Annotated in this window: 21 protein-coding genes; 9 read left to right on the top strand and 12 right to left on the bottom strand. The window is 71.7% G+C overall.

What is annotated here, in order from left to right; genetic code table 11:
* Window positions 1-147 precede the first annotated feature (147 nt).
* Window positions 148-972, bottom strand: a complete 825-nt coding sequence (locus tag ACSHXC_RS20680; protein ID WP_438292993.1) for a class I SAM-dependent methyltransferase — start codon at window positions 970-972, stop codon at window positions 148-150.
* 10 nt (window positions 973-982) lie between these two features.
* The gene (locus ACSHXC_RS20685) at window positions 983-2,335 is read right to left on the bottom strand and encodes a hypothetical protein (RefSeq protein WP_438292994.1); all 1,353 of its coding nucleotides are present in this window, start codon (window positions 2,333-2,335) and stop codon (window positions 983-985) included.
* Between the two features lie 149 nt (window positions 2,336-2,484).
* On the opposite strand from ACSHXC_RS20685, the gene ACSHXC_RS20690 reads away from it, so the two are divergent.
* Together ACSHXC_RS20690 and ACSHXC_RS20695 are read left to right on the top strand one after the other, a co-directional pair.
* Window positions 2,485-2,832: a DUF6415 family natural product biosynthesis protein gene (locus tag ACSHXC_RS20690; protein ID WP_438292995.1), complete on the top strand. Its 348-nt coding sequence runs from the start codon at window positions 2,485-2,487 to the stop codon at window positions 2,830-2,832.
* Between the two features lie 86 nt (window positions 2,833-2,918).
* Entirely contained in the window at window positions 2,919-4,118 is a 1,200-nt protein-coding gene (locus ACSHXC_RS20695; protein WP_438292996.1) for a protein-L-isoaspartate O-methyltransferase family protein, read from the top strand.
* Between the two features lie 25 nt (window positions 4,119-4,143).
* On the opposite strand, the gene ACSHXC_RS20700 is transcribed toward ACSHXC_RS20695, so the two are convergent.
* The gene (locus tag ACSHXC_RS20700; protein WP_438292997.1) at window positions 4,144-5,151 is read right to left on the bottom strand and encodes a GlxA family transcriptional regulator; all 1,008 of its coding nucleotides are present in this window, start codon (window positions 5,149-5,151) and stop codon (window positions 4,144-4,146) included.
* Window positions 5,152-5,285: 134 nt separating this feature from the next.
* Between ACSHXC_RS20700 and ACSHXC_RS20705 the strand changes: the two genes are divergently transcribed.
* Together ACSHXC_RS20705 and ACSHXC_RS20710 are read left to right on the top strand one after the other, a co-directional pair.
* The gene (locus tag ACSHXC_RS20705; RefSeq protein WP_438296717.1) at window positions 5,286-5,870 is read left to right on the top strand and encodes a cysteine hydrolase family protein; all 585 of its coding nucleotides are present in this window, start codon (window positions 5,286-5,288) and stop codon (window positions 5,868-5,870) included.
* A 668-nt stretch (window positions 5,871-6,538) separates the two neighbouring features.
* The gene (locus ACSHXC_RS20710) at window positions 6,539-7,681 is read left to right on the top strand and encodes a Dyp-type peroxidase (RefSeq protein ID WP_438292999.1); all 1,143 of its coding nucleotides are present in this window, start codon (window positions 6,539-6,541) and stop codon (window positions 7,679-7,681) included.
* Between the two features lie 362 nt (window positions 7,682-8,043).
* Here ACSHXC_RS20710 and ACSHXC_RS20715 read toward each other — a convergent pair whose 3' ends face one another.
* The 5 genes from ACSHXC_RS20715 to ACSHXC_RS20735 are packed head-to-tail and all read right to left on the bottom strand — an operon-like array spanning window position 8,044 to window position 13,717.
* Window positions 8,044-9,033 carry an ABC transporter ATP-binding protein gene (locus ACSHXC_RS20715; RefSeq protein ID WP_438293000.1) on the bottom strand — a complete coding sequence of 330 codons (990 nt, stop codon included), beginning with the start codon at window positions 9,031-9,033 and terminating at the stop codon, window positions 8,044-8,046.
* Entirely contained in the window at window positions 9,030-10,028 is a 999-nt protein-coding gene (locus tag ACSHXC_RS20720; RefSeq protein ID WP_438293002.1) for an ABC transporter ATP-binding protein, read from the bottom strand. Before ACSHXC_RS20720 ends, ACSHXC_RS20715 begins: the two co-directional genes overlap by 4 nt.
* A gap of 8 nt (window positions 10,029-10,036) precedes the next feature.
* Window positions 10,037-11,023: an ABC transporter permease gene (locus ACSHXC_RS20725; protein ID WP_438293003.1), complete on the bottom strand. Its 987-nt coding sequence runs from the start codon at window positions 11,021-11,023 to the stop codon at window positions 10,037-10,039.
* Window positions 11,020-11,955: an ABC transporter permease gene (locus ACSHXC_RS20730; RefSeq protein ID WP_438293004.1), complete on the bottom strand. Its 936-nt coding sequence runs from the start codon at window positions 11,953-11,955 to the stop codon at window positions 11,020-11,022. The genes ACSHXC_RS20725 and ACSHXC_RS20730 overlap by 4 nt, the downstream gene beginning before the upstream one ends.
* A gap of 13 nt (window positions 11,956-11,968) precedes the next feature.
* Window positions 11,969-13,717, bottom strand: a complete 1,749-nt coding sequence (locus tag ACSHXC_RS20735) for an ABC transporter substrate-binding protein (RefSeq protein WP_438293005.1) — start codon at window positions 13,715-13,717, stop codon at window positions 11,969-11,971.
* Between the two features lie 186 nt (window positions 13,718-13,903).
* Here ACSHXC_RS20735 and ACSHXC_RS20740 point away from each other — a divergent pair, with 186 nt between their 5' ends.
* The 4 genes from ACSHXC_RS20740 (at window position 13,904) to ACSHXC_RS20755 (ending at window position 18,010) form a co-directional block, all read left to right on the top strand.
* Window positions 13,904-15,112, top strand: a complete 1,209-nt coding sequence (locus tag ACSHXC_RS20740; RefSeq protein ID WP_438293006.1) for an NAD(P)/FAD-dependent oxidoreductase — start codon at window positions 13,904-13,906, stop codon at window positions 15,110-15,112.
* 30 nt (window positions 15,113-15,142) lie between these two features.
* Complete coding sequence (locus ACSHXC_RS20745; protein ID WP_438293007.1) at window positions 15,143-15,457, top strand: (2Fe-2S)-binding protein; 315 nt, start codon at window positions 15,143-15,145, stop codon at window positions 15,455-15,457.
* Window positions 15,432-16,976 carry an NAD(P)/FAD-dependent oxidoreductase gene (locus ACSHXC_RS20750; protein ID WP_438293008.1) on the top strand — a complete coding sequence of 515 codons (1,545 nt, stop codon included), beginning with the start codon at window positions 15,432-15,434 and terminating at the stop codon, window positions 16,974-16,976. The genes ACSHXC_RS20745 and ACSHXC_RS20750 overlap by 26 nt, the downstream gene beginning before the upstream one ends.
* Before the next feature lie 326 nt (window positions 16,977-17,302).
* Window positions 17,303-18,010, top strand: coding sequence for a GntR family transcriptional regulator (locus tag ACSHXC_RS20755; RefSeq protein ID WP_189967787.1), 708 nt, complete (start codon window positions 17,303-17,305; stop codon window positions 18,008-18,010).
* 15 nt (window positions 18,011-18,025) lie between these two features.
* On the opposite strand, the gene ACSHXC_RS20760 is transcribed toward ACSHXC_RS20755, so the two are convergent.
* Window positions 18,026-18,907 (bottom strand): AraC family transcriptional regulator, encoded by an 882-nt coding sequence (locus tag ACSHXC_RS20760; protein ID WP_438293009.1) that lies wholly within the window; start codon window positions 18,905-18,907, stop codon window positions 18,026-18,028.
* 217 nt (window positions 18,908-19,124) lie between these two features.
* Between ACSHXC_RS20760 and ACSHXC_RS20765 the strand changes: the two genes are divergently transcribed.
* Window positions 19,125-22,289, top strand: a complete 3,165-nt coding sequence (locus ACSHXC_RS20765; protein WP_438293010.1) for an ATP-binding protein — start codon at window positions 19,125-19,127, stop codon at window positions 22,287-22,289.
* Here the strand turns inward: ACSHXC_RS20765 and ACSHXC_RS20770 are convergent.
* The 3 genes from ACSHXC_RS20770 to ACSHXC_RS20780 all read right to left on the bottom strand — a co-directional run bounded on the left by ACSHXC_RS20770 (window position 22,267) and on the right by ACSHXC_RS20780 (window position 24,698).
* Complete coding sequence (locus tag ACSHXC_RS20770; protein ID WP_438293012.1) at window positions 22,267-23,058, bottom strand: ABC transporter permease; 792 nt, start codon at window positions 23,056-23,058, stop codon at window positions 22,267-22,269. The two genes, ACSHXC_RS20765 and ACSHXC_RS20770, sit on opposite strands and share 23 nt — an antisense overlap.
* Window positions 23,055-24,035, bottom strand: a complete 981-nt coding sequence (locus tag ACSHXC_RS20775) for an ATP-binding cassette domain-containing protein (RefSeq protein WP_438293014.1) — start codon at window positions 24,033-24,035, stop codon at window positions 23,055-23,057. The genes ACSHXC_RS20770 and ACSHXC_RS20775 overlap by 4 nt, the downstream gene beginning before the upstream one ends.
* A gap of 243 nt (window positions 24,036-24,278) precedes the next feature.
* Window positions 24,279-24,698, bottom strand: coding sequence for a TOBE domain-containing protein (locus tag ACSHXC_RS20780; protein ID WP_438293016.1), 420 nt, complete (start codon window positions 24,696-24,698; stop codon window positions 24,279-24,281).
* Between the last annotated feature and the right edge of the window lie 459 nt (window positions 24,699-25,157).

The following is a 25,157-nucleotide window of genomic DNA, read 5'->3' on the forward strand; positions in this document are numbered from 1 at the left end:
GAGAGGAGAACAGCCCGGAGGTGACCGGATAACAGAAATCTGGTGATGGAGATCGGATGTTGCTTGAAGGGTTCTGACGGATCCTGACGGGTTCTGGCTGGTGGGGGCCGTGCCGGGGGGGCGGGGGGTGTGGGGATGTGGGGCTCGTCACCCAGGCGCATGCCCGACCGCCAGCATGTGGGAGCTGGCCGACAGAAGCTCGGGGTACGGCTCGGCGAGCCGGGCCGCAGCGAGCGCGGCGCGGAACATGGCCGAGTCCCGCAGCGACTCCTTGCCGTGCACCTCGGCCGCCTTGAGCGCACCCCACGACGGCCCTTCGATCCCGAGCACCTGCACATCGCTCACACCACCCGCCGCGAGTTCCTCGGCCAGCGACTCGGCGGTGTGGAAGTAGGCGGCGGTGAACCCCTTACGACCGGGGTCGTGGCGCCCCGTCCTGAGGATGTCGAAGACGGCGTCGTGGACGCGCTCCACGTCGAGCAGCGTGGTGGCGACGTGCTCGAAGAGCGAGGCGTACCGCCCGATGGCGGCAGCCGCGACGAGCCCGCCCGGCTTCACGACACGCAGCGCCTCGCCGATGGCCCTGTCCCGCTCCTCGCGCTCAAGCAGGTGGTAGAGCGGGCCGAGCAGGAGGACGACGTCCTGGGAGTGGTCGGGCGCGGACAGCTTGCGCGCGTCACCGACCTCGGCCGTGACGCCGGAGGGTGCCTGCGCGACATGGCGGGGCACGGGGTCCACGATGTGCACGGTGTACCCGGCCTCGGCCAGCCACTGCGCATGGATGCCGGGCCCGCCCCCTACATCGAGGACGCTGGCCGGCGCGGGCGGAAGGTGGCGCCGCAGGATCTCCTGGGTGCGGATGAGTTCGAGCGCGCCGTCGGCACTGGACGTCAGGCGGACCGACTCGTCGATCGTCTCCGTGTAGAAGGCCATGACTTCCGGGGCGAGCACGGGAACGGGCTCAGACGTCATGCGGTCATCCCTACGCCTTGTGCGCTGCGACGTCCTGCGCCCGAGTCATCAGATCGCGCACCGCCCGCGCCTTCGTGTACGGGGCGAGCCGCTTGCGCATGGTGGCGAAGTGCTCGTCGCCGCGCGCCGAAGACAGGTCCTGGTAGTCGTCGAGGAACCGGCCCCACGTCGAGCACGCCTGCTCCACGTGCCCGAGCTCGAACTGCCGTTGTGCGAGAACGCCGTTGGCATGCACCCGGCCCTGCCGCTCCTGGGGAGGTTGGACACGCAGCGAGTGCTGCATCGCCTTGATCGAACCGTCCAGGTCCTTGAACTCGTACAGGACATGGGCGACATGGAACTGGTAGGCGGCCTGGTCGTACCCACCGATCGCGTCCCGGTGGTTGTCGGCCTTGGCCAGTGCGGCCTCGGTCTCGCGCAGCCGGTTCATGGCCTGCCGCTTGTCACCGACCATCGAGGCCGCGTGGACCTGCTGTCCGCGCAGGAACGCGGTCAGGCGAGGGCCGGCCGAAGGGGCCACCTCAGCCGCGCTGTCGGCGTATTCGAGGGCCTTGGACCCGTAGCGCAGGTTGGAGGCCTGGAGGCTCATGCCGCGCAGGGTGCGGCAGTACGTGACGTGGTCCTCGGCCTCGCGGGCGAGGTCGAGCGCGCGTAGGTAGTAGGTCTGGCCGGTGCCGTGCTCGCGCTCGTACATCGCCATCCACCCGGTCAGGTAGGTGAGGTCGGAGGCAGCCGAGAGCATGTCGGAGTGGACCTCCCCGGTGGCCGAGGCCTTCAGGTAGGGGCCGACGGTGTTCACGAGGAACGCCGCCGCCATCGGCCGGGCGTGACCGGCGCCGAGTTCGTCGAGAATGTCCGCGATCTTGTCCGTCATCCTGCGTACGGTGTCGACTTGCCCTGACCCGATATGAGTTGTGGGCCGGGCGGGGGATTTCGCGGCGGCTTTCGCGGGCGTTGCCACGGCGAATGCGGGGACGGCCAACGCGGCCGAGTACAGGCCGCCGGCGAGAACGCCCCGACGGGACGGGTTCATATCGGCCGTTCCCAGGTCCATCAGGTCCTCGACCGTGTCACCCCCTGCCCCTCCGCGCACGTCCGGAACGGGCGTGAGACCCGCTTCGGCATGCGTGACCGGGCGCTTCAACCTACGCGCCAGGACCTCGACGATAACCGCCCTGACCTGCGATTTCGGCTGCGTACCGGCAAGCCAGTGTTTCACCGCCGAATGGTCGTAGCGCAGTTCGAGCCCGGCCGCGACGCCCGCGTGATTCACCGCATTCGCGAACTGGGACTGTGTGTATTTCGCCTGTTCAAGCAGGCTCGACAAGCCGGTATTCGGTGTCTTGGGGCTGATCCTCGCCATCTCAACTCCCAACCAACTGCGGGGGTTTCCCAGGTTTCACATTCCCGGGGAGGTTCAACGGTACCCGTGGGCCTGCCATCGGGGGTTAGCTCTTCACAGACCCCTGCTGGAAGGGGTGAATCCGGAAGGGGGCACGGTCAGTGAGGGACGTGAGCACGATAGACGCTGAGCCGTTGACGCCCACCGAGCGGGAGTTGGCCGCTCTGGACTGCGACCGGGCCTTGGTCGCCCACCAGTTCAAGCCGAGCCGAAGGGAGATCGGCGTTCTCACCGCGAGGGTCCATGGCCATGGGGCGCAGCTGTACGCCTCGGTACGGCCCCTGCCCGGGACGCAACGCTCGGACGCGGCCCTGCGGGACTGGGCCGACCTGATGGCGACGGGCCCCGAGCCCATTCCGCTCGGCGCGTGGACCTACCTGCGGGCGCCGGCCCGGACGGTCCGGGCGTTCCTGGAAGTCCTCGACGCTGCCGACACTGCTAAGGGCCGAGCCCGGTGACCTGGGAACCAACCAGAGCTGGCACCCCACCCGAGAAAGGAAGCCACAAGGGCCGGAAAGCACGGCGGCGAGACCGACGACAAGCCGTGGACGCCCCCACCGGAGCCGCCCAGCCCCGACGGGCAGCGGCCGAAGTAGGGCACGTCGTGCACTACCGCGACGTATGCCGCCAGGCCCTCGCCGCCAAGGGCGTGTTCCGCGAGCCCTGGCTCAGGGACGCGTTCGACGCCGTCGACCGTGAGAACTTCGTTCCCGGCCGGGCCTGGGTGCCCGAGCAGGATGAAGACGGCCGGTACCGGTTCGTCGACCGGGACGCCGACCAGGCCGCATGGCAGCGGGCCGCATGGGACCACCACCGGTCCGTCGTCACGCAGATGGACGACGGCCGGACCCTGCCGACCGGACCGGCCTACGGCAATTTCAGCTCCTCCGTGTCCGCCCCGGACATCGTCTTCGAGAAGCTGAGCCATCTTGAACTCCGCCCGCACCACACGGTTCTCGACGTCGGATACGAGTCCGGATGCCACACCGCCTACCTGTGTGAGCGGGTGGGCGGCGAGCGGGTCACCGGGGTCGAGATCGACCAGGATCTCGCCGGCCGGGGCGCCGCGAACCTCAAGCGGGCCGGGTATGCCCCGCATCTCGTCTGCGGCGACGACCTCCTCGGGGTGCCCGAACGGGCTCCGTACGACCGGATCATCAGCACCGCGTCGCTGAGGACCGTGCCGCGTGCTTGGATCGACCAGGTCAGTGAAGGCGGCCTGATCCTCACGCCGTTCGGGACGGCTTACGAGAACGCCGGGCTGCTCCAACTCCGCGTCACCCGGGGGAGGGCAGAGGGCCGGTTCGTGGGCGGGGCGTCGTACATGTGGATGCGCGGTCAGCGCCCCGGGCGGGCACTCAACGTGGCGGACGACGATTCCGTTCGCCGGTCGTCGTCGCCGGTCGACCCGTACGAAGTGCTGCAAGGGCCCTACGTACAGGACTTCGCGATCGGGCTTCAGGTGCCCGATGTGTCCTACTCCCATCGTGGAGACGGGGACGACCGCAGGGTCCAGTTCGTGGACCAGTCCGGTACGTCCGTCGCGATCGTGCGCTACAGCGACTGGTGGCAGGACGATGCCGTGCGGGTCTGGGGGCCGCGTGACCTGTGGGGCGAGGTGCTGACGTCGTTCGGCTGGCACCAGCGCGAACGGCGGCCGGACATCACCCGGTTCGGCGTGACCGTGGATGCGCAGGGGCAGCGGTTCTGGCTGGATGAGCCCGGTCGGCCCGTCGCTTCGTAACCCAGCAACCGCCAACTCCGCATGCCTACAAAGAAGTTGGACCAGACGCGAACGAGGCTCTATAGGCGCGCGGGCTCGTCGTGAGGCGGGTGGCGAAGTGCTGGCGCATCGTGATTTCGCTGCCGAAGCCCGCTCGGCGAGCCACCTCCGGCATGGGCAGGTCGGTGCGTTCGAGGAGTTTCTGGGCCGTCGCGATGCGCTGGTCGAGCAGCCAGCGCCGGGGCGTCGTCCCGGTGGTTGCGGTGAAGTGGCGGGCGAAGGAGCGGGGTGACATTCCGGCGCGCTCGGCGAGTGCGGGCACGGTCAGCGGCTCGTGGAGGTGGCTGAGCGCGTACGCCCGTACATCGGCCAGGGCATCCAGGTCCCGGTCGGTGCGCGGGGTGGGATGTTCGATGAACTGGGCCTGGCTCCCCGTTCTGAACGGCGCGGTGACCATCGAGCGGGCGATCGTCGCGGCGGTCTCGGCGCCGTGCGCGATCCGTACGAGGTGCAGGCACAGGTCGAGGCCTGCGGCCGTCCCGGCCGAGGTCCAGATGTTGCCGTCCTCCACGAACAGCGCGTCCTGTTCGACGCGGACCCGCGGATGGCGGGCCCGGAACAGGTCAGTGAGGGCCCAGTGGGTCAGGGCGCGGCGGCCGTCCAGCAGGCCGGCCTGGGCCAGGGTGAACGCGCCGCCGCACAGGGAGGCGATCGTGGTACCGCGGGTGTGGGCGCGGCGCAGGGCCTCAAGTACGGGTGCGAGGGCGGGAGTTGTGTGGTCGTCCAGGCCCGGTACGAGGATCAGTTCGGCGCGGTCCAGCCAGGCCAGGGTCCGGTCCGGGGTGAGTGCGAGGCCGCCGCGCATCGGCACGGGCGCCGGGTCCGTGGCGACCCGGCGCAGGTCGAAGGCGGGCACGCCCCGGTCGGTGCGGTCCGCGCCCCACACCTCGGTGATCACACTGACGTCGAAGGCCCGGATGCCGGGAAAGGCCAGCAGGGCGATGCGATGGCTCGGCGTACTCGGCGTACTCGCCAGACGAGGCAGGGTCGGCATGCTGGCAGTAAACCATCGATCGCTGACTTCTGTACCTCTGGGACGGGGTGGTCCGCAACGGCAGCATGGTGGCCATGAGCAGCGCTACGAGCAGCAGTGACGAGAGCGTACGGATCACAGGGAGCCCCCAGGACATGGACATCGCACCGAACGCGGCGCTTGTCGTCGTCGACGTACAGCAGGGCTTCGAGGAGGAGCGGTTCTGGGGGCCGCGCAACAATCCCTCGGCCGACGAGAACGTCGCCGCGCTGATCGCGGCCTGGCAGGAGACCGGCCGGCCGGTCGTCTTCGTACGGCACGACTCGGCGAAGCCGGACTCGCCGCTGCGCCCGGGGTACGGCGGCAATGACTTCAAGGAGTACGTGCAGAAGCGGCGGGGTCTTGGCGGCGGCCCGGAGCTGCTTGTCACGAAGACGGTGAATTCGGCGTTCTACGGTTCGCCCGACCTGGACGCCTGGTTCAAGGAGGCCGGGATCCGCCAGTTCGTGGTGGCCGGGATCCAGACCAACATGTGCGTCGAGACCACGGCCCGGATGGGCGGCAACCTCGGCTACGAGGTGCTGCTCCCGCTCGACGCGACCCACACCTTCGACCTGACCGGCCCCTTCGGCTGGCACCAGTCCGCCGACGAACTGGCCCGGGCCACCGCGGTGTCCCTGCACGGCGGCGGCTTCGCGACCGTCGTGACGGCGGCGGGGCTGCTGGCGGCGTGCCGGTAGCAGGGCATCGCGGGGCCGCGCTGGGTAGGCTCCCTGGGTGACCCACGCCCCTGGACGGCCCCCGGATCCCGGGCCCGCACCGACGCCGGACATCACGTACACGCGGTGCAAGCGGTGCGGTACGGAGTTGGCGGGGCTTGACGGGCGGTATTCGTGCGGGGTGTGCGGGTGGTCCAACCACTGGTCCGAGGGGCATCGGCCGCTGCCCGTCGCCGGGGATGATCCGGATGCGCCTCCGCCGCCGGTCAATCCCTTGGGGGAGCAGTAACGGACCGGTGTTTGGCTTGAGTTGGGGGCGGCGGGGTGCGCTGGGGCTCCGCCCCAGACCCCGGGAGGCCCCTCCCCACCCCTTCCCGCTGTGACACTCTGCGGCTCCGCCGCGTGGCCGCCGGGGGTGTGGGGAGGGGATTCCGGGTGTGGTTTCTGGGTGCGGGCTGGTCGCGCACACGCGGCGGAGCCGCACAATGTCACAGCCCCGCGCCCCTTGGGGGCTGCCCAGCAGCGGACCGTGAGTGGGTGCTCGCGCAGGGGCAAGGGGCAGGGCGTACGGGGCGCCCCCACCGGCGGCCCGCCGCGGCACGCAGGGCCGGGGAAACCCGGTGACCCGGCGACGTAGGTGTATCGTGCGCAGCACCTTCGTCACGAAATGTACTGTTTTGTACGATGACTTGAGTGTTCCCAGGCTCTCCAGGATCCGTCGCCGCACCCTCCTCGCCACCCTGCCCGTGGCTTTCGCGGTGAGCGGATGTGACTCCGCGCCCCCGCGCGAGGCCTCGCGGCGGCCCGCTGAGGGGGCGCCCCGCGGGCCCGTGCGGCAGGCCGGGGTGACCGAGCCGCGGGCTCAGCACGTCCTCGTCCTCTCCTACGACCTGACGCCGGGCACGCGAGGGGCCCCTGGGCGGGACGCCGTACGGCGGCTGCTCGCGCGGTGGAGCGAGGCGCTCTCCGGGATCGAGGCGGGAGCCACCGCGACCGTCGGGATCGGGCCCGCGCTGCCGGCGAGGCTCGGTGTCGGGGCACCCGAGGGGCTGCGGGAGCTGCCCGCGTTCGACGGGGAGCACCTCGACGCGGGGGCCGGCGGCGGTGAGATCGGGGTACAGATCTGTGCGGCGGACCCGTGGGCGTGCGAACGGGCCGCCGGGCTGCTCGCGGGCGCCGGCACCGGGGTGCTGCGGCCGCGCTGGCGGCAGGCCGGGTTCCTGCCGGGCGAGCTGCCCGGGCCGCAGTCCGGTCCCTTCACGGCCGTGCGCGACGGCGAGACCCCGCGCAATCCGCTCGGCTTCAAGGACGGTACGACGAATCCCACGACCGAGGAGAGCGAGCGGTGGGTGTGGCTGCCGGGGCCCGGTCCGTACGCGGACGGCACCTTCCTCGTCGTACGCCGGGTACGGCTGCGTGCCGAGGAGTTCGGGCGGCTGCCCGTTGCCCGGCAGGAGCAGATCATCGGGCGCCGCAGGCGTGGGGGTGAGCCGTTGGGGGGTGGCTCCGAGCGCGACGGGGCGGACCTGGACGCGCGGAGTCCGGAGGGCGGTTACGTTCTGCCCGCCGATGCCCATGTGCGGCTTGCGAACTCCCGGCTCGACGACGGTGCTCGCATGCTGCGGCGCGGCTACTCCTACGAGAACAGCCGGGCTGACCGGGGGTTGCTCTTCCTGGCCTACATGAAGGACCCCGCGCTCTTCGTGCGGGTGCAGCAGCGGTTGGTCGCGGGCGACGCGCTCAACTCCTTTGCCGAGCACTATGGTTCGGCGCTGTTCTATGTGCTGCCGGGGGCGGGGGAGGATCGGCCGCTTGGCAGCGGGGTGCTCTGACGCTCCGCTGGGGGTGGGGGGATTTCGGGTGCGCCTTTCGGGTGCGGGCCGGTGGGGGCTGGTCGCGCAGTTCCCCGCGCCCCTGGCGGGGTGGGGTTCGGGCTCCCTCGGGCCGTGCCCCGAACCCCCTGACGTCCGTCAGCCTGCGGGCTGTGGGTGGCTGGTCGCGCAGTTCCCCGCGCCCCTAGCCGGATCGATCCTGGCCAGTGTCGGCATCTTCAGCCCGTCCGGCGTTTGAGGACGAGCGCCCTTTAGGCGCGAACGGGGTCTGGGGCGGAGCCCCAGGACCAGCCGACGGGCCGCAGCAGAGCAGCCATCCCCCGGAGGGTCTCGGGAAGGGGCGGGTAGGGGAGCAACCAGCGTCAGCCCGCCCCCGGGAAGTGGCAGGCCACCTCCCTTCCCTCCCCCGGGATCACGGCCCGCAGCACTGGCGCCTCCGTACGGCACACCGCCGCCGCCCGCGCGCAGCGCGGATGAAACGCACACCCCGCCGGCGGCGACGCCGGGCTCGGCGGGTCGCCGAGGAGCGTGATCCGCTCGCGGGCCCGCTCCGCCGCCGGGTCCGGCAACGGCACCGCGGACAGCAGCGCCTGCGTGTACGGGTGGGCCGGCGCCCCGTACACCCGCTCCTTCGCGCCGATCTCCACCACCCGCCCCAGATACATCACCGCCACCCGGTCACACACCCGCTTCACCACCGACAGGTCATGCGCGATGAAGAGATAGGCCAGGCCCAGTTCCTTCTGCAAGCGCTCCATCAGGTTGACGATCTGAGCCTGGACCGAGACGTCCAGGGCCGACACCGGCTCGTCCGCCACCACCAGCTTCGGGTCCAGGGCCAGGGCCCGGGCTATGCCGATCCGCTGGGCCTGGCCTCCCGAGAACTCGTGCGGGTAGCGGTCGATGTGCTCGGGGATGAGCCCTACGAGGTCCATCAGTTCGACCGCCCGGGCGCGGGCGTCGGCGGCCGAACACCCGTGGGCCAGAAGGGGATCAGAGATGATCCGGGCCACCGTCTGGCGCGGGTTCAGGGACGAGTGCGGGTCCTGGAACACCATCTGGAGGTCCTTGCGCACCGGCCGCAGCTCGCGCCGGTTCAGACGGCTGATGTCGCGGCCCTCGTACGCGATCGTGCCCGATGTCGGTTCGAGCAGCCGCACGATCATGCGGCCCGTCGTCGACTTGCCGCAGCCCGACTCCCCGACCAGTCCCAGCGTCTCGCCCGCCGCCACGTCGAAGCTCACGCCGTCCACCGCCCGCACGGGCGCCGAGCGGCTGCCCCGGCCCGGGAAGTGCATCCTCAACTCCCTTACGGACAACAGGGGTTGGAGGGAAGGGGAAGCATTGCTCATGACGTCACGCCTTCGTACGCGGGGAGGTGGCAGGCCGCCGGGTGGCCGGCCGGGCCGCCGAGCAGCGGGCGCTCGGTCGAGCAGCGGTCCTGCAGCGCCGTACTCGCGCCCGCCGCCCGCGGGCAGCGGGGTGCGAACGCGCAGCCCGGGGCCGGGTCGAGCAGGGAGGGCGGGCTGCCCGGGATGGCTCGCAGGGGGGAGTCGTCGCTGTCGTCCAGGCGGGGGAGCGAGTCCAGCAGGGCCCGGGTGTAGGGGTGGGCCGGCGTGGCGAACAGGGCGTCCACCGGGGCCTGTTCGGCCGCCCGGCCCCCGTACATCACCAGGACCTCGTGAGCCACCCGGGCCACCACCCCCAGGTCGTGGGTGATCATGACGACCGCCAGGCCGCGCTCCTGCTGCAGCCGTGCGAGCAGTTCCAGGATCTGGGCCTGGACGGTGACGTCGAGAGCCGTCGTCGGCTCGTCCGCGATGAGCAGCTCCGGCTCGCAGGCAAGGGCCATCGCGATCATCGCCCGCTGCCGCATGCCGCCGCTGAACTGGTGCGGGTACTCGCCCGCACGCCGCGCCGGCTCCGGGATGCCGACCTCGGCGAGCATCTCCACGGCCCGCTTACGAGCTTGTGCGCGCCGGGAGTTGAAGTGCACCCGGTGGTGCTCGGCGATCTGCTCGCCGACCGTGTAGTACGGGTGCAGGCTGGACAGCGGGTCCTGGAAGATCATCGCGATGCGGCGGCCGCGCACCCGGTTCAGGGCGCGTTCGGGCAGGCCCACCAGCTCCTGCCCGTCCAGGGTGATGGAGCCGGTGACCTCCGCGCCGGTGTGCAGGCCGAGCACGGCCATGGACGTGACGGACTTGCCGGACCCGGACTCGCCGACGATGCCCAGGGTGCGGCCCCGGTGCACGTCGAAGGAGAGCGAGTCCACGGCCCGTACCGGACCCCGGGGAGTCGGGAAGGTCACGCTCAACTCCCGTACGGACAGGAGCAGTTGATCCATGGACGGCATCACAGCCTCACTCGCGGGTCGACAACCGCGTACAGAAGGTCGACGGCCAGGTTGGCGACGACGATGAAGGTCGCGGCGAGCAGCGTCACGCCGAGGATGACGGGCTGGTCGCCGGTGGACAGGGCGCCGTAGAAGAGCCGGCCGATGCCGGGCAGGCCGAAGATGGACTCGGTGATGACCGCGCCCGCGAGCAGCCCGCCCAGGTCCATGCCGAACAGCGTCAGGATCGGGGTCATCGCGGAGCGCAGGCCGTGCTTGACGACGACCGTGCGACGCGGCAGGCCCTTGGCGCGGGCGGTGCGGATGTACGGCTCCGCCATCGTCTCGATCATCGAACTGCGGCTCTGGCGGGCGTACATGGCGGCGTACAGGATGGCGAGCGCGATCCAGGGGAGCAGCAGGTTGGACGCCCAGTGCACGGGGTCGGAGGCGAGGGACACGTACTGGGGGTAGGGGAGCAGGCCCGCCACCCGGATCAGGCCGTAGATCAGCATGACCGAGGTGAAGTAGACCGGCATCGAGGCCGCGGCGACCGCGCCGACCATCAGGGCGCGGTCGGTGAAGGTGTCCTTGCGCAGGGCCGCCGCGACCCCCGCGGACAGGCCGAGCAGCAGCCAGAGCACGGCCGCGCCGAGTGCGAGGGAGGCGGAGACCGGGAGGCGGTCCATGAGGAGCGACCAGACGGACTCGCTGTTCTCGTACGAGTAGCCCAGGCACGGGAAGTCGCAGTGCAGGGCGTACTGGCCGGTGCCCATGGTGCGGCCGGTGAAGATCCCGGAGGCGAAGTCCCAGAACTGGCGCCACAGCGGCCGGTCCAGGCCCATGTGGGCGCGGATCGCCTCCAGGCGCTCGGCGCTGCACGACTTGCCGCAGGCGGCGGCCGCCGGGTCGGAGGGCAGGACGTAGAAGATGGTGAAGGTGACGGCGGCGATCGCGACGAGCACGCCGATGACGCCGAGGATCCTGCGGGCGAGGTAGCGGGTCATGTGCGGCTGCCCCTCGGGTCGAGGACGTCGCGCAGCGCGTCGCCGAGCAGGGTGAACGCGAGGACGGTGAGGAAGAGGCAGGTGCTCGGGATGACGAAGTACATCGGGTCGGTGTCGTAGAACGACACGCTCTCGGCGATCATCTGGCCCCAGGACGGGGTGGGCGGGCGCACGCCGACGCCGAGGTAGCTCAGCGCGGCCTCGGTGGCGATCATGCCGGGGACGATGAGCGTGGTGTACGCGATGACGGGGCCGGCGACCCCGGGCAGGATGTCGCGGGTCAGGATGCGCCAGGGGCCGGAGCCGCCGACGCGGGCGGCGTCCACGTACTCGCGGTGTTTGAGGGAGAGGGTCTGGCCGCGTACGACGCGGGCGATGCCGGGCCAGCCGAACAGGCCGATCACGGCGGTCATCAGGAGGATGCGGTTGACGTCCTTGGCCACCGACATCATCGCGATCATGAAGATGAGGGACGGGAAGGACATGGTGAGGTCCATCAGACGGGACAGGACCGCGTCGGTGCGCCCGCCGAAGTAGCCGGCCGCGATCCCGGCGGCCGTGCCCGCGACCACCACGATCGCGGTGGCGGTCAGGGCGATGAGCAGGGAGACCTGGGCCCCGTACACGACGCGGGCGAACAGGTCGCGGCCGGTGACGGGTTCGACGCCGAGCCAGTGGTCGGCGGAGATCCCGCCGAGCGGGCCGAGCGGCTGGCCGCCCAGGTAGGGGTCGATGGCCGTCTTGTCGAACGCGTCGGGCGACCAGCCGCCGAGCGCCCCGAGCAGCGGGGCGCCGGCCGCCATGAGCAGGAAGAGCACGACGACGGCGAGGGAGATCTTCACGGAGGTGCGGCGGCGCAGTTCCGCGCGGGCGAGCTGCCAGGGCCCGCGGCCGGTCGCCGGTACCGGCGGTTTCAGCAGAGTGGTGGTCATGGCCGGGCGAGCCTCAATTCCCGCTCTTGGCAGGGTTCTTGAGCCCGACGTTGGCGTAGTCGAGCTGGCCGCCGAAGGAGGTCTGGCCGTAGCCGCCCGCGATGTTGGTGCCGAGCACCAGCGGCCAGCGCCGCACCAGGACGGGGACGGCGGGGGACTTGGCGAGGATCTCGCCGTCGAGTCGCTGCCAGGCCTGGGTGGCGGCCTTGGTGTCGGTCATCGCCGAGATCTCGTCGACCCGCTTCATGGTCGCGTCGTCGCGGAAGAGCGACTGGTTGCCCTGGTTGCCCTTGTCCTTGATGTATCGGCCGTCGAAGACGAACGGCAGGAACGTGGAGCCCGACGGGTAGTCCGGGCACCAGCCGGTGTACACGACGTCGGTGCGGTTCTTGGTGTCGCCGATGGTGGCGTAGAAGGCGGACGGGTCGACGGTCTCGATGGTGACCTTGATCCCGGCCTTGGCGAGCGACTCCTGGATGGCCTCGGCGCGGCCCTTGTCGCCGGTGGAGACGGTCATCTTCGTCTCGAACCCGCCCGGCTTGCCCGCCTCCTTGAGGAGCTCCTTGGCCTTGGCGACGTCACCGGTGGCGGGGACCTTGAGGGTGTCGGGCTGCTTGCCGTCGAAGAGGGTGGCCGGCATGTAAGCGGTGGACAGGTCGTTGAACGCGGGCCCGCCGGAGGAGGTGAGCACCGCGTCCTTGTCGAGCGCGTACAGCACCGCCTGACGCACCTTCACATCGGTGAACGGGGCGCGCCCGGTGTCCATTTGGACCATGTCCGTGCAGTTGGTGGACTCGGCGAGGAGGCGGGAGCGCACCGACGCGTTCGGCAGGACCTTCGACGCGCTCTCGGGGCGCAGCGCACCCCAGGAGACGGCGGAGGCGTCGGCGCCCTGGCTGGCGATGAGGCGGTCGTCGATCTGGGTCGCCTTGAGGCCCATCGTCACGACGATGCGGTCCGGGTAGGCCTTGCGGACCTGGTCGCCGGCGGGGTCCCAGTGGGGGTTGCGGACGAGGGTGAGCTGCTTGTTCCGCTGGTACGACTCGACCTTGTACGGGCCTGACGAGAAGGGTCTGTTGTCGTACTTGGGCCCGGTGTCCTGCGCCTTGGGCACGGGCGCGAAGGTCGGCATGACGGTGGCGTTGGGGAACTCGGCGAAGGGCTTGCGGAGTTCGAAGACGATGGTGTGGTCGTCGGGGGTCTTGATGGAGTCGAGGTGCTTGCCCTGGGCGGGGCCCTGGTAGCCCTCGGCGCCGGTGAGGTAGCGGGCCGCGTAGTCGGCGCCGCCGGGCAGGTCGGGCGAGAAGGACCGCTCGACGTTGTACTTCACGTCCTGCGCGGTGATCGGGGAGCCGTCCTCGTAGGTGAGGCCCTGTTTGAGGTGGAACGTCCAGGTCCTGGCCCCGTTGGAGGAGGTGCCGAGGTCGGTGGCGAGGTCGGGCGTCAGCTCGCCGCCGCCGGCGCCGGGGACGGCCTTGTAGGTCACCAGGGTGCGGTAGAGCAGCCGGGTGCCGAAGTCCATGTCGCTCATGACCCAGTTGCGGGCCGGGTCGAGGTGGGTGAAGTCCTGGTTGGACAGGACGGTGAGGGTGCCGCCCTTGACCGGGGTGCCACCGACGACCTTGCCCACGTTCGCGACGGCCGGGTTCTTGCCGCCCTCCTCGCCCGCGCCCGTGTGCTTCCCCCCGGAGCAGCCGGCCGTGCCGAGGGTGAGCGTCGCCGCGAGGGCGACGGCGAGGGCGGTGCAGGTGCGCTTGTTCATCAGCGGTCACTCCGTGAACAGGTTCGGACAGCCGGACAGCCTGAGGGCCGACAGCTGGAATGTGACCCGTAACATAGTAATGTGAAATTGCACTGACAAGGTGTCGGGAGTTCTTTTATCCGATCCGGGCGAGTCCTTGGCAGGGGCAGTGCCATGTGAAATATTACCGAGGTGCCCACGGGATCCATGAGTTCCAGGAGATCTACGAGATCTACGCGTTCTGCCGGTTCTGCCGGTTCTGCGACGAGCGCCTCGGACGTCATCGTCGTCGGGGCCGGGGCCGTGGGGGCCGCCTGCGCCTACTACGCAGCCCGGGCCGGTCTGAGCGTCACCGTGCTCGACCGGGGCCCGGTGGCGGGCGGCACCACGGGATCGGGCGAGGGCAACCTCCTCGTCTCCGACAAGGAACCCGGACCCGAGCTCGAACTCGCCCTGTTGTCGAGCCAGTTGTGGCAGGAGCTCGCCGAGCTGCTGCCGCGCGGGGTGGAGTACGAGCCCAAGGGGGGTCTCGTCGTCGCCCGTGACGAGCCCGGCATGGCCGCGCTGCGCACCTTCGCGGCGGGCCAGGAGAAGGCGGGCGTGACCGTGCGCGAAGTGGCGGCCGACCGGCTGCCCGACCTGGAGCCGCACCTGGCGCCGGGTCTCGCGGGGGGCTTCCACTATCCCCAGGACGCCCAGGTCATGCCCGCCCTCGCCGCCGCCCACCTGCTGCGCGCCTCGGGGGCCGAGGTCCGGCTCGGGCCCGGCGAGGAGGTCACCGGCTTGCTCACCGGGCCGGGCGGCGAAGTGCGGGGGGTGCGGACCGCCTCCGGCGCGCTGTACGCCCCGCACGTGGTGAACGCGGCCGGTACCTGGGGCGGCGAACTCGCCCGGCTTGCCGGGGTGTTGCTGCCCGTGCTGCCCCGGCGCGGCTTCGTCCTGGTCACCGAGCCGCTGCCGCGCGTGGTGCGGCACAAGGTGTACGCGGCGGACTACGTGGCCGACGTGGCCAGCGGTTCGGCCGCGCTCCAGACCTCGGCGGTGGTCGAGGGCACGCCGGCGGGCCCGGTCCTGATCGGCGCGAGCCGCGAACGCGTCGGCTTCGACCGCACGCTGTCGGTGGAGGCCCTGCGCCGGCTCGCGGCCGGGGCGACGGAGCTCTTCCCGGTTCTGGGGGGCGTACGGACGATGCGTACGTACGCGGGCTTCCGCCCGTATCTGCCGGACCACCTTCCGGCGATCGGGCCCGATGCGCGGGTGCCGGGGCTCTTGCACGCGTGCGGGCACGAGGGGGCGGGGATCGGGCTCGCCCCGGCGACGGGGCGGATCATCGCGGGGTGCCTTGCCGGGGACCAACTCCCTTTGGAAATAGACCCGTTCGACCCGGCGCGGTTCGAGGCCGAGGAAAGTCGTTAGTCGCTTGGACGCTTGGAAAGGAGGGCCGTGGTGGCCCGAACCCCCAGGGAGCTGGCCGGGGCGCGGCCGGGCCCGGCTTTCGAGATCACGCTGGACGGCCGCCCGGTGCCGGCGCTGCCCGGCCAGTCCGTCGCCGCCGCGCTGTGGGCGGCGGGCATCCTGTCCTGGCGGACGACCCGGGGAGGCGGCCGGCCGCGGGGGGCGTTCTGCGGGATAGGCCAGTGTTACGAGTGCCTCGCGGTGATCAACGGGGTGCCCAACCGGCGGGCCTGCCTGGTTCCGGCGGGGGTTGGCGACGAGGTCACCACACAGGAAGGGAATGGCCGTGCCGGACTTGCCGTCTGAGTCACCCGGGCCCAGCTCGGTGGGCGGTGTCGGGGGCGGGCCCCGGGCTGTGCTCAGCCGTTCTGCTGCTGCGCCGGAACAGGGCGAACCGTACGACCTCGCTGTCATCGGGGCCGGGGCCGCCGGGCTTGCCGGGGCTGTTACCGCGGCTGAACTCGGCTTGCGAGTCGCTCTGTTGGACCTGTCCGACCGGATCGGTGGGCAGTTCTACCGGCAGCCCGCAGCCGCTCTGCGTGCTGTGCGGCCCGAGCGGCTGCACCATGACTGGGAAGCATTCAGGGACCTGCGGGGGCGGCTCGAAGGGAGCGGGGTCACGCATCTCGCCGGGCACCACGTCTGGACCGTCGAGCGGATCGGCGGCGGTGCCGAGTGGGCCGTGCACGCCGTGACCGGGGCCGATGGCGGGGAGGAGCGGCCCGTACGGGTTCGGGCGCGGGCCGTGCTGCTCGCCACCGGGGCCTATGAGCGTCAACTCCCCTTCCCCGGCTGGACGTTGCCGGGGGTCGTCGGGGCCGGTGGGGCGCAGGCCATGCTCAAGGGTGGGCTCGTGCTGCCCGGGAAGCGGGTGGTCGTCGCGGGGAGCGGGCCGCTGCTGCTTGCCGTCGCCTCCTCGCTCGCCGAGGCCGGCGCGGAGGTCCCGGCCGTGATCGAGGCGTCCGGATATCTGGGGTACGCCCGCCACCCCCGCGCGCTCGCCGCCAACCCGCACAAGCTCGCCGAGGCCGTGACGCATGGCGCGGTGCTCCTTCGCCACCGGGTCGCGCTGCGCACCCGCAGTGCGGTGACCGAGGTGCACGGGGCCGAGCGCGTGGAGGCGGTCACCGTCGCGCGGCTGGACGAGCGGTGGCGGCCGGTGCCGGGTACGGGACGCAGGATCGCCTGCGACGCGCTGGCCGTCGGCCACGGCCTGATCCCCGGGATCGAACTGGCCACCACCCTCGGCTGCGCCACCCGCCGCACTCCCGACGGCGCCCTCGCCCTGGTTCTGGACGCCCGCCAGGAAACCTCGGTACGCGGACTCTGGGCGGCGGGCGAACCGGGCGGCATCGGAGGTGCCCAACTGGCCTGTGTGGAAGGGGAGTTGGCGGCACGGGAGATCGCCGCCCGGCTCGGCAGGAACCCCGGCTCGGGCGGGCGCGTGCGGCAGTTGAAGTCCCGCCGCACCAGACTGCGCACCTTCGCCGAAGCCCTGGCAACCACGCACGCGCCGGGGCCCGGCTGGACCGACTGGCTCCCCGACGACACCGAGGTGTGCCGCTGCGAGGAGGTGACCGCGGGCCGTATCCGGGAGGCGGTCCAGGACTACGGCGCCCGGGACGCCCGCACGGTCAAACTGCTGACCCGGGCCGGGATGGGCTGGTGTCAGGGCCGCACGTGCGGGCCGGCGGTGTCCTGCCTGGCGGGCGACGCCGACCCCCCCTCGGAACGCCGCCCGTTCGCGACCCCGGTCCCGCTGGGGGTGCTGGCGGGGCTTTCCCCCGCCCCGCCCCTTCCCGAAACCCGCCGGGGGTTGGAGTAAGGGGGAGGCCGGTTTCCTGGGGCTCCGCCCCAGACCCCGTTCGCGCTTTAAGGGCGCTCGTCCTCAAATTCCCCCAAGGTCTTAAGGTCCAGGGGGACCCCCATGACGGGCTGAAGATGCCGGTGCCGGCCAGCAATGACGCTGCTAGGGGCGCGGGGCTGTGACATCTGCGGCTCCGCCGCGTGGGCGCGAGCAGCCCCCACCGGCCCGCAGGCTGACGGACGTCAGGGGGTTCGGGGCGCAGCCCCGGGGGAGAGCAGGACCGGCCCGTAAAAGCAACGTGACATTGTACTCTGGGTCTCCGCTCGGTACGGAGGAACAGCAGCATGGGTCACCTGAAGCAGAGCAAGGTCATCACCACCACCGAGCGGCTGCGCGACCAGGTCGCCCACGCGCTGCGTGCCGCGCTGATCTCCGGCGAGCTCCGCCCCGGTCAGGTCTACTCCGCGCCAGGCCTCGCCGAGGACTTCGGGATCTCCGCGACCCCCGTGCGCGAGGCCATGCTCGACCTCGCGCGCGAGGGGCTGGTGGAGCCCGTCCGCAACAAGGGCTTCCGGGTCACCGAGGTCAACGAGCGCGACCTCGACCAGTACACCGAGATCCGCGCGCTGATCGAGGTCCCCATGGTCGGCCGGATCACCCGCACCGCCGACCGCGCCGACCTCGAAGCGCTGCGGCCGGTCGCCGAGGAGATCGTGCGGGCCGCCCGCGACCACGACCTCATCGGCTACCTGGAGGCCGACCGGCAGTTCCACCTCTCGCTGCTCGCCCTGGGCGGCAACGAGCGCCTGGTCGAGACCGTCGGCGACCTGCGCAAGCGTTCCCGCCTGTACGGGCTGACCGCCCTCGACCAGCGCGACGAACTCATCCCCTCCGCCGAGGAACACGTCGAACTCCTCGACCTCATGCTGGCCGGTGACGCCCGCGCCGCCGAGAAGTGCATGACCCGCCACCTCGGTCACGTCCGCTCGCTGTGGGCGCGGAGCGAGGCCGCCGAGCCCAAGCCGAAGCGCCGCCTCGGCGCGAGCCGCTGAGCCCGTCCGTACGGTTTACGGTTTACGAGTTCCGGGCTCGGTCCGCTCGACCGGGATCCAGAGCACGGCGTCCGTCACGTCGCCGGTCTCCGCCGGCCGGGTGCGCAGGATTTCCGGCCCCGGGCGGCTCTGATACGGATTGGACGGGAACCACTCCGTGAACACGTCCCGCCACAGGAACTGGAGCGCCTCCGGGAACGGGCCGGTGCTCTCGAAGACCGCCCAGGTGCCGGCGGGCACGAGGAGCGAGTCGAGGTCCTCGGGCGGGGCCGCGTGGGTCAACGCGGCGTGCCAGTAGTCGAGTTCGGTGCCCTCGGCCCGGCTGGGGTCGAGGTCGTCGCAGGCCGAGACGATGCCCTCGGGCTCCTGGTCGGACAGGCGGTGGATGCGCAGCGCCGTCTCCTGCCCGATGCTCCGGATGAACTCGGCGATGGCCGGGTTCACTCCCTCGTGCACGAGCGGAACCCGCGCCTTCCGCCCCACCAAATGGAACGCTTCCTTCTCCACGACCCGGTACCGCATGCTGGTGCTCCCTTCGACGACGAGACGGAAGGACATCCGGGGCTGGGACCGCAGAGCCGCGCCGGTGCGGCGGGCCTCGCCCGGGCCGACGCCGTGCACGGCACGGAACGCCCGCGCGAACGCCTCCCCCGACGTGTAGCCGTACCGCACCGCCACATCGAGCAGCGTGCGCTGCCCCGCGAGCACCTCGGCGCCCGCGACGGTCAGCCGTCTGCGCCGTACGTACTCCGACAGCGGCATCCCGGCCAGCGCGGAGAACAGCCGCCGGAAGTGGTACTCCGACGTCATCGCGATGCGGGCGAGTTCGCCCACGTCGATCTCCCCGGTGAGCCGGTCCTCGATGTGGTCCATGGCCTGGTTGAGCCGCTTCAGCATCCCGGCCCCCTTCCTTCCTTACGCGCTCCACGCTAGGAGCGGCCCACCCCGCCCGACCCGACATTCTGTGCCCGCCCCGATCGGCCCCCCCGGACACGCCGCCCATGCGGGCCCCAGCCCCAGGAAACCCGGCTAACCCCTTTCCACCAACCCCCGGAGGGTCTCGGGAAGGGGCGGGGAGGGGGCCCAAAGCCCCGCCGCTGGCTACTCTGCACGGGTGACCACCGAGTTGACCTTGCTTACGCGCGTCGCCTACCGGGGCCAGGAAGTGACCGCCCCCCGCCTGCGCGGCCTCCTCGCGCTGCTCGCCGAAGACCTGCGGGCGGGCTGCAGCACGGGCCGGCTGGTCGAGGGGCTCTGGCCCGAGGAGCAGCCCGAGCGGCCCGGCAAGGCCGTACAGGTGCTGGTCTCGCGGGCCCGGTCGCAGCTCGGGGCGGAACTCATCGCCAGCACCCCCACCGGGTACCGGCTCGCCCTCGCCGAGGAGCAGGTCGACAGTTCCGCCCTGCTGCTGCACGCCGCCGCCAGCGAGGCGCTGGCCCGGGCCGGCGAGCACGACGAGGCGCTGGCCAAGGCCGAGGCCGGGCTCGCCCTGTGGGACGGAGCAACCGGAGACGGAGACGACCTGCACGACCCAGTCGCAGCCCTCTGCCTCGCCCGCGCCGGAGCCCACCGCACCCTCGCCCGCGCCAGGGCCCTCGCCCTCGCCCGGGTCGGCAGGAAGGCCGACGCGGTCAAGCCGCTCGCCCGGCTCGTCCGCGAACTGCCCCGGGACGAAGAGGTGCTGGCCGAACTCATACGCTGCGAGGCCGCCACCGCCGGACCTGCCGCCGCGCTCACCCGGTACGACTCCTACCGGCGCGCTCTGCGGGACGAGCTCGGGGCCGACCCGGGCCGTGAACTCAGGGCGATTCACCAGGAGTTGCTGCGCGGGGAGGCCCCCGTCGTCCGGCGCGGCGTGCTGCACGAGCCGAACCCGCTGCTCGGCCGGGACGCCGATGTCGCCGCGGTCACCAGGCTGCTGCGCAGCGCCCGGGTCGCCACTGTCGTCGGCCCCGGTGGGCTCGGCAAGACGCGGCTCGCGCACGCGGTGGGCCGCGCGGCCGAGCAGCGCGTGGTGCACTTCGTGCCGCTGGCCGGTGTCACCCTCGACGACGATGTGGCCGCCGAGGTCGCCTCGGTGCTCGGGGTCGCCCTGCGCACGCCCGGGCCCGCCGGGATCGTCGCCGGCATCGTCGGCGCGCTCGGCCCGGGCCCCGTGCTGCTCATCCTCGACAACTGCGAGCACGTCATCCGGGGCGCCGCCGAGCTGGTGCGGGCCCTGGTGTCGGGCTCGAAGGAGCTGCGGGTGCTCGCCACCAGCCGGGCCCCGCTCGGCCTCACGTCGGAGTCTGTGTACGCGCTGCCCGAGCTCGGCCTCGTATCCACCGTCGAGTTGTTCCGCCAGCGGGCCCGCGCCGCGCGGCCCGACGCAGAGCTGCCCGAGCGGGCGGTCGAGGAGCTGTGCCGCCAGCTGGACGGTCTGCCGCTGGCGGTCGAGCTGGCCGCGGCGCGGGTGCGGGTGCTGTCCGTGCCCGAGATCACCCGGCGGCTGCGGGACCGGTTCGCGCTGCTGCGCGGCGGCGGGAGGGACGTACCGGAACGCCACCGCACCCTGCGCGCCGTCGTCGAGTGGAGCTGGAACCTCCTTGAACCCGAGGCCCAGGCCGCCCTGCGCGTCCTGTCGGTGTTCCCCGGCGGCTTCACCGAGGAGGCGGCCGAGCACGTACTGGCCGGGGACGACGCGCTGTTCCTCCTGGAGCAGCTCGCCGACCAGTCGCTGATCAAGGCGGCCGACACCGCGTCCGGGGTGCGCTTCCACATGCTGGAGACCGTACGGGAGTTCAGCGCCGGACGCCGCGCGGAGGCGGGTGAGGAGGAGCTCGTCATCGACCGCTTCCTCGCCTGGGCGCGGGACTTCGGCCGGATGCACAACGACGCGCTGTTCGCCGCCGACTCCCTGAAGGTCTGGGAGTTGATCAGGACGGAGCAGGACAACCTCGTCCTCGCGCTGCGGCACGCGCTGGCCCGTGAGGACTGTCCCGCCATCGCGGCCCTCACCGCCGTGCTCGCCTCCCTGTGGGCCACCGATTCCAACTACACCCGCCTCACCGACCTCGCCGCCGACTCCGGGGGGCCGCTCTCCCACTTCCGGCCGGGCCCCGAAGACATCGAGTCCGCCCGCAGCGCCGCCGTGGTGTGCACGCTGAGCCTGTTCATGGGCTACGGGCCGCACGCCGTACGTCAGTTGGTGACCCTGCGCAGGCTGCCGCCCGCCGAGCCGGACACCCTGCTCAAGGGCCTGGACCGGGTGCTGCGCGTCCTGCCCGAGGTGCGCCCGCCCCACTACACGCAGCTGTTGGAGCTGTGCGCCTCCGAGCACCCGGTGCTCGCCGGCGTCGCCGAGTGCTTCGCCAGCTATGTGTGGGAGCACGAGCACGAGATGGACCGCGCGCTGGAATCGGCCCGGCGGGGCCTCGAAGCCCTGACGCGGGTGCGCAATCCGGCCACCGAGATGCTCGGCCACGGCCGCATCAGCGAGCTGTGCCTGCAGAGCGAGCGCGGCGAGGAGGCGTACCGGCATCTGATGGCCGCGCTGAAGGTCCTTGAGCGGACAGGGGACTGGTCCGAGTCCGCCGGCTGGCACGACACGGTCGGCGTCCGCTGGGGGCTCGTACTCGCGTGCCTGCAGCTCGGCGACGTCGAAGAGGCGGAGCACTGGCTGAACCTGGCGACCCTGGAGTCGGAGTCGGAGTCGGAGCCGGATTCGCTGCGGGCCTTCAGCCCGGACCTCGCGGACCGCGCCGAGATCGCGCTGCTGCGGGGGCTGACCGAAGTGGGGCTCGGCCTGTGGCGTCAGGCGGTGGGGACAATCCGCGGTGTCGACGCGCTGCACGCCAACGATCCGTTCGTGCAGGCGTGGTCGCTGCAGATCCAGTCGGCCGCCGTGGCCGCGCACGCCCGGCACGACCGGCTCGGGCCGGTCGAGGACGTCGCCGCCCACCTGCGCGTGCGCGTACTGGAGTTGCTGACAAAGCCGCGTGCTGAGGACAGCCCCGCCGAGCTGCCGGTGGCCGGCACGGTGCTGCTCGCCGTGGGCCTCGCCGAGATCGCCGAGGGCGACACCGCCTCGGGCGTGCGGCTGCTCGCGCTGGCCGAACGGCTGCGTGTGCACCGGGAGTTCCCGACGATGTCCACCGCGCGGGCCCGGCAGTCCGCCGAAGACGCCGACGGGGCGGCGTATGCCGACGCGGTGTCGGAGTACGCCGCCCTGGGGCGGAGCGGACTTGAGGCGGCCGCCGCGCGGTTGCTGCGCGGCATCAGCGCTGCGGATCCTGATTGAACTTCGCCTTCGACCAGAAGTAGCCGAGGACGGTGAGGCCGAGCGACCAGGCGATGGCGAGCCATGCGTTGTTGCCGATCTCGGTGCCGAGCAGCAGGCCGCGCAGGGTCTCGATGGCCGGGGTGAAGGGCTGGTACTGGGCGATCGGCTGGAACCAGCCCGGCATCGAGTGGAGCGGCACGAATGCGCTGGACAGCAGCGGCAGCAGGATCAGCGGCATCGCGTTGTTGCTGGCGGCCTCGGCGTTCGGGCTGATCAGGCCCATGCCGACGGCGATCCAGGTCAGCGACAGGGAGAAGAGCACGAGCAGGCCGAGGGCTGCGAACCACTCCAGGACGGTGGCGTCGGTGGAGCGGAAGCCGATGGCCACGCCGACCGCGCCGACGAGGACCACGCTGACGATCGACTGCAGCACGCTGCCGATGACGTGCCCGACGATCACCGAGCCGCGGTGGATCGCCATGGTGCGGAAGCGGGCGATGATGCCCTCGGTCATGTCGTTGGAGACGGAGATCGCGGTGCCGACCACGGTGCTGCCGATGGTCATCAGAAGCAGGCCGGGGACGATGTAGGCGATGTACTTGGCGCGGTCGGGGCCGCCGCCGATGCCCATGCTCATGGTGTCGCCGAAGATGTAGACGAAGAGCAGCAGCAGCATGATCGGCGTGAGCAGCAGGTTCAGGGTGAGCGACGGGTAGCGCCGGGCGTGCAGCAGGTTGCGGCGCAGCATCGTCGAGCAGTCGCGTACGGAGAGGGACAGGGAGCTCATCGGACGTTCTCCTTCAGGGCGGCCGGGGCGGCGGGGGCGGCGGTGGGGTGGCTGGTCAGGGCGAAGAACACGTCGTCGAGGTCGGGCGTGTGGACGGTGAGTTCGTCCGCCTCGATGGCCGCCGCGTCCAGCCAGTCGAGGATGGCGCGCAGCTCGCGCTGGCTGCCGCCGCTGGGGATCTGGAGCGAGAGGGACTCGTCGTCGCGGGTCGCCTCGCGCAGGGCGACGGCGGCGCTCTGGTACGCGACCGGGTCGGTGAAGCGGAGCCGGACGTGGCCGCCGGGGACGAGCCGCTTGAGCTCGTTCGCGGTGCCCTGGGCGACGAGCCTGCCGCCGTTCAACACCGCGATCCGGTCGGCGAGTTCGTCGGCCTCGTCCAGGTACTGGGTGGTGAGGAAGACGGTCACGCCGCCCGCGACGAGGCCGCGGATGATGTTCCACATGTTGTGCCGGCTGCGCGGGTCGAGGCCGGTGGTCGGCTCGTCCAGGAAGATGATCCGCGGGTTGCCGACCAGCGTCATGGCGATGTCGAGGCGCCGGCGCATGCCGCCGGAGTAGGTGGAGGCGGGCTTCTTCGCGGCCTCGACGAGGTCGAAGCGCTCCAGGAGCTCGGCGGCGACCCGGCGGCCCTCGCGGCGGGACAGGTGGTGCAGGTCCGCCATGAGCAGCATGTTCTCCTCACCGGTGATCAGGTTGTCCACCGCCGAGAACTGCCCGGTGACCCCGATCGCGGCGCGCACCTTCTGGGGGTGGGAGGCCAGGTTGTGTCCGCCGACCCACAGCTCGCCGGCGTCGGGGGTGATCAGCGTGGAGAGGATCTGCACGGCGGTGGTCTTCCCGGCGCCGTTCGGCCCGAGCAGCGAGAAGACGGTGCCCGCCGGGACGTGCAGGTCGATGCCGTCGAGGACGCTCTTGTCCCCGTAGGCCTTCCGCAGCCCGGTGGCCGCGATCGCGAGTTCGTTCGTCGTCGAGTTCATGCCGCAGAGCTTGCGGCGGCCCGGGTTCAGCGCGGTTTCAGCGCGGTTTCAGGGGCCGTGGGCCGGTGAGTCCGGCACGGGGAAGGCCCGCCGGACGCGTGCCGCCGGGCGGCACGGTCGCCATTGGCGCTACCCAACTGGCAATTGGAGCACGGGAGTTGATGGCCGAGGGGGTTACGCATGCCGATGGGCCCGGTACCTGGTCGGGTACAAGGCCCATCAGCGCGTGTGTGGCGGGGTTGATCAGGCGGCGGCGAGGGAGATCTCGGTCGACTTGATCAGGGCGACGACGGAGGTGCCGGGGGCCAGGTTCAGGTCGGCGACGGCGTCCTTGGTGATCGCGGCGGTGAGCTCGCCGCCCTGGACGTCGACCTTGACGGAGGCCATGGCGCCGCCGGTGGCGACGTCGGCGATGGTGCCCGGGATTTGGTTCCGGATGGACAGGCCCTCGACCGGGCCGGTGGCCAGCGAGACCTCGGTGGACTTGATCAGGGTCTTGACCGCGGATCCCGCGGCGAGGCCGAGCTCCTTGACGGCTTCGAGGGTGATCGCGGCGGTGATGTCCTGGCCGCCGTCGAGACGGACCTTGACGGTCGCCATGACCTCGCCGGGGGTGACGGCGGTGACGGTGCCGGCGATCTGGTTGCGGATGCTCAGGCTCATGAAGAAACGCCTCACGTAGGTGGTGCCGATTTGTCAGGCTTTGGCCTGCAACATGCTCCACGCTATCGGCGTACGGGGGCCGCGTTTCGAAGGGTGTCGCATCCGCGAGCCTCATCGGCGGCGAGGGTGGCAGATCCGCCGCGCCCGAAGGCCCCGACTTTTCCGGGCCGTTCGACCCGGCGGTACGGGGGGCTTTGGGCCTTGGGGGGTGGGGGTGGGCTCTGGTAACGGGGACCGCCTGACTGGGCTCTGGATACGGATACGGGTACGGGCCTTGCCTCCCCCTGCGGGCCTCGCCCAGCTCGGCTGCGGCCCGGCACCCGACCGGGAGCTGGTCGCGACCTCGTTCCGGGGTGACGTCCTGCGCGGCTGCCGCAGCGGTGGCCGCGCTGCTGTCCGTCGCGGCGCCGGCCTGTGGCTGTCACCCGGCAAACGGGGGCGGCCCGCGCCCCCCAGGGC

Source organism: Streptomyces sp. HUAS TT7 (genome assembly GCF_051550175.1).
GTDB lineage: Bacteria > Actinomycetota > Actinomycetes > Streptomycetales > Streptomycetaceae > Streptomyces.

What these genes read in the sequence shown, in the direction of transcription:
- ACSHXC_RS20780 (WP_438293016.1), bottom strand. Translation starts at nt 24,698, where the DNA reads ATGAGCCTGAGCATCCGCAACCAGATCGCCGGCACCGTCACCGCCGTC.
- ACSHXC_RS20740 (WP_438293006.1), top strand. Translation starts at nt 13,904, where the DNA reads ATGAGTTCCAGGAGATCTACGAGATCTACGCGTTCTGCCGGTTCTGCC.
- ACSHXC_RS20680 (WP_438292993.1), bottom strand. Translation starts at nt 972, where the DNA reads ATGACGTCTGAGCCCGTTCCCGTGCTCGCCCCGGAAGTCATGGCCTTC.
- ACSHXC_RS20715 (WP_438293000.1), bottom strand. Translation starts at nt 9,033, where the DNA reads ATGAGCAATGCTTCCCCTTCCCTCCAACCCCTGTTGTCCGTAAGGGAG.
- ACSHXC_RS20685 (WP_438292994.1), bottom strand. Translation starts at nt 2,335, where the DNA reads ATGGCGAGGATCAGCCCCAAGACACCGAATACCGGCTTGTCGAGCCTG.
- ACSHXC_RS20700 (WP_438292997.1), bottom strand. Translation starts at nt 5,151, where the DNA reads ATGCCGACCCTGCCTCGTCTGGCGAGTACGCCGAGTACGCCGAGCCAT.
- ACSHXC_RS20725 (WP_438293003.1), bottom strand. Translation starts at nt 11,023, where the DNA reads ATGACCCGCTACCTCGCCCGCAGGATCCTCGGCGTCATCGGCGTGCTC.
- ACSHXC_RS20770 (WP_438293012.1), bottom strand. Translation starts at nt 23,058, where the DNA reads ATGAGCTCCCTGTCCCTCTCCGTACGCGACTGCTCGACGATGCTGCGC.
- ACSHXC_RS20730 (WP_438293004.1), bottom strand. Translation starts at nt 11,955, where the DNA reads ATGACCACCACTCTGCTGAAACCGCCGGTACCGGCGACCGGCCGCGGG.
- ACSHXC_RS20760 (WP_438293009.1), bottom strand. Translation starts at nt 18,907, where the DNA reads ATGCTGAAGCGGCTCAACCAGGCCATGGACCACATCGAGGACCGGCTC.
- ACSHXC_RS20750 (WP_438293008.1), top strand. Translation starts at nt 15,432, where the DNA reads ATGGCCGTGCCGGACTTGCCGTCTGAGTCACCCGGGCCCAGCTCGGTG.
- ACSHXC_RS20755 (WP_189967787.1), top strand. Translation starts at nt 17,303, where the DNA reads ATGGGTCACCTGAAGCAGAGCAAGGTCATCACCACCACCGAGCGGCTG.
- ACSHXC_RS20735 (WP_438293005.1), bottom strand. Translation starts at nt 13,717, where the DNA reads ATGAACAAGCGCACCTGCACCGCCCTCGCCGTCGCCCTCGCGGCGACG.
- ACSHXC_RS20720 (WP_438293002.1), bottom strand. Translation starts at nt 10,028, where the DNA reads ATGGATCAACTGCTCCTGTCCGTACGGGAGTTGAGCGTGACCTTCCCG.
- ACSHXC_RS20775 (WP_438293014.1), bottom strand. Translation starts at nt 24,035, where the DNA reads ATGAACTCGACGACGAACGAACTCGCGATCGCGGCCACCGGGCTGCGG.
- ACSHXC_RS20705 (WP_438296717.1), top strand. Translation starts at nt 5,286, where the DNA reads ATGGACATCGCACCGAACGCGGCGCTTGTCGTCGTCGACGTACAGCAG.